The following is a 5,589-nucleotide window of genomic DNA, read 5'->3' as shown; positions in this document are numbered from 1 at the left end:
GTGCGTGCGGCGGCCGACCTCGGCGTATGGATGGTCAATGTTCACGCCAGTGGTGGAGAGCGCATGATGAGCGCCGCCCGCGAGGCTCTGGACAAAGTCTCCGGTCGCCGCCCCCTGCTGATTGGGGTCACGGTACTGACCAGCATGACCGAAGCGGATCTGCGCTCTACCGGCGTCGCCCGGACTCCGATGGAACAGGTCCTGCATCTCGCGGACCTGAGTCATAAAAGTGGTCTGGATGGTGTGGTATGCTCGGCTCAGGAAGCTCGGGCATTAAGCGAGCGGCATGGTCCGGATTTTTGTCTGGTCACCCCCGGCATTCGTCCCGCCGACAGTGCGGCGGATGATCAGCGTCGGACCCTGACGCCGCAGGAAGCCATTGCCGCCGGGAGCCATTACCTGGTGATTGGTCGACCGATTACCCGGGCCGCCGATCCCATTGCCCGCTGTCGGGAGATCGCCCAGAGCATTGCCCCCTGAGGCACGGCTCGAGCGCGCCGCCCCGAGCTTTGAGATCCGGGTCGGCGAGTAACCCCAAATCTGAATGTTCAAGACCGCTAAGGAACCCCTGTGACCGAAAACAGTCCCATCCCGGTAATTGCGATTGACGGCCCCAGTGGGGCGGGCAAGGGCACGCTGAGTCGGCTGGTGGCCAATCGTCTCGGGTATCATCTGCTCGACAGTGGTGCCCTCTACCGGCTGACCGCGCTGGCCGCCATGAACGCCGGCGCTGACCTGGATAATCCCGATGCGGTGGCCGCGGTGGCCCGGCATCTGGCGGTGCGGTTTGACGCGGCCGGTGAGGACACGCGCATTTTGCTGCAAGAGCAGGATGTGTCCCGGGAAATTCGTACCGAGGCCGTCAGCATGAACGCCTCTCGGGTGGCGGCTTATCCGCCGGTCCGAGAGGCTCTGTTGCAGCGCCAGCGGGACTTCCGGCAGGCACCGGGCCTGGTCGCCGACGGGCGCGATATGGGAACCACCGTATTTCCCGATGCTGGCGTCAAAATCTTCTTGACCGCCAGTCCAGAGGCGCGTGCCGAACGCCGCTACTTGCAGTTATTGGAAAAAGGCGAGAAAGTGGATATGGACGCCTTGGTGGCGGATATCCGCGAGCGGGACAAGCGGGACAGCGAACGCGCCGTGTCACCCCTTAAGCCCGCCGATGACGCCCACCTGGTGGACAGTACCGAGCTGACCATCGAGCAGGTGCTCGAGAGAATTTTAAGCTATACCCGCTAGCCGGGTGGGGCTGGCACCCATGGGGTGCCGGAGCAACGATGACAAATAACACAAACCGGACGGAACGAAGATGAAACTGACCTGTTTTAAAGCCTACGATATTCGCGGCAAGTTGGGTGAAGAACTCAATGAAGACATCGTCTACCGCATCGGCCGCGCCTTTGCGGAATACCTCAAGCCCAAAACCGTCGTGGTGGGTGGCGACGTGCGAGAGACCAGTGAGTCCTTGAAGCTTGCCTGCGCCCGCGGCCTGCAGGACGGCGGTGCGGACGTGATCGATATCGGTCTGTGCGGCACTGAAGAGATCTACTTCGCTACCAGCCATCTGAAAACCGATGGCGGCATCGTGATCACCGCCAGTCACAACCCGATTGACTATAACGGCATGAAGATGGTGCGTGAGGGTTCTCGTCCCATCAGTGGTGATACCGGGCTGAACGATATTCAGGCCATGGCCGAAGCCAATGATTTCCCGGCCGTGGACGAATCTAAGAGAGGTGCCTACCGAAAGGGTTCAGTGCTGGAGGACTACATCCAGCACCTGCTGAGCTACGTCGATAAGGACAAACTCAAGCCCATGAAGCTTGTGGTCAACGCCGGTAACGGGGCCGCAGGCCACGTCATCGATGCGATCGAACCGCACCTGCCCATGATCGAATTTATCAAGGTCCACCACGAGCCGGACCCGACCTTCCCAAACGGTATTCCTAACCCGCTGCTGCGTGAAAATCGGGCCTCCACCAGCGAGGCGGTGATCAAGCACGGCGCGGACATGGGCATTGCCTGGGACGGCGACTTCGATCGCTGCTTCCTGTTCGATGAGAAGGGCGAGTTCACCGAGGGTTACTACATCGTCGGCCTGTTGGCCGAAGCCTTCCTGCTCAAGGTGCCGGGCAGTAAGATCATTCATGACCCACGCCTGACCTGGAACACCATCGACATCTGCGAAAAGCACGGCGGCACCGCCATTCAATCCAAAACCGGCCACTCCTTCATCAAGGAGCGGATGCGCAGCGAAGATGCCATCTACGGCGGTGAAATGAGCGCCCACCACTACTTCCGTGACTTCGCCTACTGTGACAGCGGAATGATCCCCTGGCTGCTGGTAGCGGAGCTGATCGGTCGCAAGGGCCAGCCCCTGTCCGAGTTGCTACAGGATTGCATCGATCGCTTCCCGTCCCCGGGCGAAATCAACAGCAAAGTGGACGATGCCGCCGCAGCCATTGACCGGGTATTCGAGCACTACAAGGACCAGGCCAAAGCCATCGACCGTGCCGACGGTATCACCATGGAATTTGACGACTGGCGCTTCAACCTGCGCATGTCCAACACCGAGCCGGTGGTACGCCTGAACGCCGAGAGCCGCGGCGACAAGAAACTGGTACAGGAAAAAACCGACGAAGTGTTGGCGCTGCTGAATCAGTAAGTTACGAGTGAAAGGGTGGGGTTCCCTCTGAGGGCGCGGTGTCGGGTGAACTCTTTTCAAACCCTCTCTTCAGGGAAGAAGAGAGGGAGCTACAGGGATGTATTTATCGCGTTTTGAAAAGGGTTCACCCGATGCCGCGACCGGACAACTCTAACCCTCCACTCTAAAAATCAACCGGACACAACACTCTGGGAACGACCCCCAACACTCAAGGAGACCACACATGCAGATCAAAAAAGCCGTCATCCCCGTCGCCGGTCTGGGCACCCGTATGCTGCCCGCCACCAAAGCCATCCCCAAAGAGATGCTGCCCGTGGTCGACCGGCCCCTCATCCAATACGTAATTGAGGAAGCGGCAGCGGCCGGCATCAAGGAAATCGTCCTGGTCACTCACGCCAGTAAAAACTCCATCGAAAACCACTTCGATACCAGCTTCGAGCTGGAAGCCCAGCTCGAAGCGCGTCTCAAGCGCTCACTGCTGGAAGAAGTCCGGTCCATCACGCCGCCGGGACTGACGGTCATCTCCGTGCGTCAGGCCGAAGCCAAAGGCCTGGGCCACGCCATTTTGTGCGCCCGCCCGGTGGTGGGAGAAGAGCCTTTTGCGGTAATGCTGCCCGACGTGCTGATCGACAAGCACCACTGCAACCTACGCAAAGACAATCTGGCGGCCATGACTCGCCGCTTTGACGAAACCGGCAGCAGCCAGATTCTGGTGGAAGAGGTGCCCTGGGAGCAGGTGCACAAATACGGCGTGGTCGACTGCGACGGTGCCCAAGTGGAAGAGGGCGAGTGCGCCGCCGTTAAAGGCATGGTGGAAAAACCCGAGCGCGACGCGGCTCCGTCCAACATGGCTATTGTCGGGCGCTACGTCCTGTCCAAGTCCACCTGGGATCTGCTGGCCAAAACCCAACCGGGCGCCGGTGGTGAAATCCAGCTGACCGACTCGCTGGACGCCCTGGTGACTGACGAGACCGTCGAAGCCTATCGCCTGGCCGGCAAGAGTCACGACTGCGGCTCCAAGCTGGGCTACATGATGGCGAACATCGAATACGGCGTGCGTCACCACGAAATTGGCGCACAGTTCGATGAATTTCTCAAAAGCCGGCAGGGCTGATCGATGATTGTTCCCGTTATCCTGGCGGGCGGCTCCGGGTCACGCTTGTGGCCGCTGTCGCGCAAACACTACCCGAAACAGCTGCTCAAGCTGTTTGGTGAAACCACCATGTTACAGCAGACTCTGCTGCGTCTGGACGGGGTGCCCGACTTGGGTGACCCGATTGTGGTGTGCAATGAAGAGCACCGCTTCATGGTGGCCGAGCAGCTCCAGGAAATCGGTCAGAGCCGCGCGTCGATCCTGCTTGAGCCGCTGGCGCGTAATACCGCGCCAGCCTTGGCGTTGGCGGCGGTTAAAGCGCTGACCCAGGAGGATGATCCGACGTTGCTCGTGCTTGCCGCTGACCATATGATCCAGGGGATTGAGGCCTTTCAGAAGGCTATCGCCCAGGCGGCCGACGCGGCAGACAGTGACAAACTGGTGACCTTTGGCATCCAGCCAACCCGCCCCGAAACCGGCTACGGTTATATCAAAACCCGCCGGGAAGGGCAGGGTAGCCATCCCGTCGAGCGGTTCGTGGAAAAGCCGGACCTGGCCACCGCTGAGCAGTATCTCGCTGAGGGCGATTATTACTGGAACAGCGGCATGTTCGTGTTCCGTGCCAGTGCATTCTTGTCCGAGCTGGAGCGCTGCTCCCCGGAGGTACTCAGTGCCGCCCAACGGGCCTACGACAGAGCCAGCACAGACCTGGATTTTGTTCGCATCGACCGGGACGCCTTTGCCGAGGCGCCGGATATCTCCATTGATTATGCGGTCATGGAGAAAAGCCAGGCGGTGGTTTGCGTCCCGCTGGATGCGGGCTGGAGCGATGTGGGTTGCTGGCAGTCCTTTTGGGAGCTGTCCGAGAAAGACGCCAATGGCAACAGCTTTGTGGGCGATGCCATTGATGTGGATTCACACGACACGCTGGTCTTCACTCAAGACAAGCTGGTGGCGACCATCGGCGTCAATAACCTGATGATCATCAATACCCCGGACGCGGTTCTGGTGGCAGACAAGAGTCAGGCTCAGCAGGTGAAGAAGGTGATTGCCCGGATCGAGCAGGGTAACCGCACCGAGCATCTCCAGCACCGGGAGGTCTATCGTCCCTGGGGTTGCTACGATTCGGTAGATCAGGGCACCCGCTACCAGGTAAAGCGCATTCGGGTAAAACCCGGCGCCAGCCTGTCCTTACAGATGCATTATCACCGCGCCGAGCACTGGGTGGTAGTCAAGGGCACCGCTCAGGTGGAATTGGACGACCAGACGCTGCTGCTGTCCGAGAATGAGTCGACCTATATACCGGTCGGCACCCGCCACCGCTTGAGCAACCCGGGCAAAATCCCCCTTGAAATCATCGAAGTCCAGTCCGGCCCCTATCTGGGCGAAGATGACATCCAGCGCTTCGACGACAATTACGGGCGGACTTAATAGAAGGGGTGTAGAAGCATCTCGTAGAACATTCGGGTGCTTTGTCGTGTAGTGCTCCGGTTGGGTATACCGTTGCGAGACACGCCATGAATACATCCCTGTAGGCTCTGCACCCGCCGGCCCCCTTCGCGCTCCCGGCGCTTCGGGACACTTCCCACATCCATGTGGGGCGTCCAAGGCGGGTGACGGTCTCGCAACGGTATACCCAACCTCCGCGCTGCCAGCGTAACGTTCCGGGAACTAGCACCTTTTCTTTTTTTACCCCGGGAAACGGCGGATGCGCTTCGCTTATCCGCCCTACGCCACCTCCGTGCTGTGCGTAGGGCGGATAAGGGCAACGCCCGCATCCGCCGTTACTGATAGGTTGAATATGGCACTGAGGGCTGAGAAGGGGAAC

5 protein-coding genes are annotated in these 5,589 nt (G+C 60.0%); all 5 read left to right on the top strand.

The genetic code is table 11. The features are described 5' to 3' along the window. On the top strand, positions 1-480 hold a 480-nt coding region (gene pyrF, locus B3187_RS04040), incomplete at its 5' end, for an orotidine-5'-phosphate decarboxylase (RefSeq protein ID WP_286804684.1). Positions 481-588: 108 nt separating this feature from the next. Further along, positions 589-1,242, top strand: a complete 654-nt coding sequence (cmk, locus tag B3187_RS04035; RefSeq protein WP_414673670.1) for a (d)CMP kinase — start codon at positions 589-591, stop codon at positions 1,240-1,242. Between the two features lie 70 nt (positions 1,243-1,312). Beyond that, the gene (locus B3187_RS04030; protein ID WP_286804682.1) at positions 1,313-2,668 is read left to right on the top strand and encodes a phosphomannomutase CpsG; all 1,356 of its coding nucleotides are present in this window, start codon (positions 1,313-1,315) and stop codon (positions 2,666-2,668) included. A 223-nt stretch (positions 2,669-2,891) separates the two neighbouring features. Continuing rightward, entirely contained in the window at positions 2,892-3,782 is an 891-nt protein-coding gene (gene galU, locus B3187_RS04025; protein WP_024460009.1) for a UTP--glucose-1-phosphate uridylyltransferase GalU, read from the top strand. A 3-nt stretch (positions 3,783-3,785) separates the two neighbouring features. Beyond that, the gene (locus B3187_RS04020) at positions 3,786-5,192 is read left to right on the top strand and encodes a mannose-1-phosphate guanylyltransferase/mannose-6-phosphate isomerase (RefSeq protein WP_286804680.1); all 1,407 of its coding nucleotides are present in this window, start codon (positions 3,786-3,788) and stop codon (positions 5,190-5,192) included. Positions 5,193-5,589: the final 397 nt, after the last annotated feature.

This window comes from Marinimicrobium sp. UBA4209, assembly GCF_002381585.1.
GTDB classification, from domain to species: Bacteria; Pseudomonadota; Gammaproteobacteria; order Pseudomonadales; family Cellvibrionaceae; genus Marinimicrobium; species Marinimicrobium koreense.
Note: the sequence above shows the minus strand (reverse complement) of the source record. Positions and strands in the feature narration are given on the sequence as shown.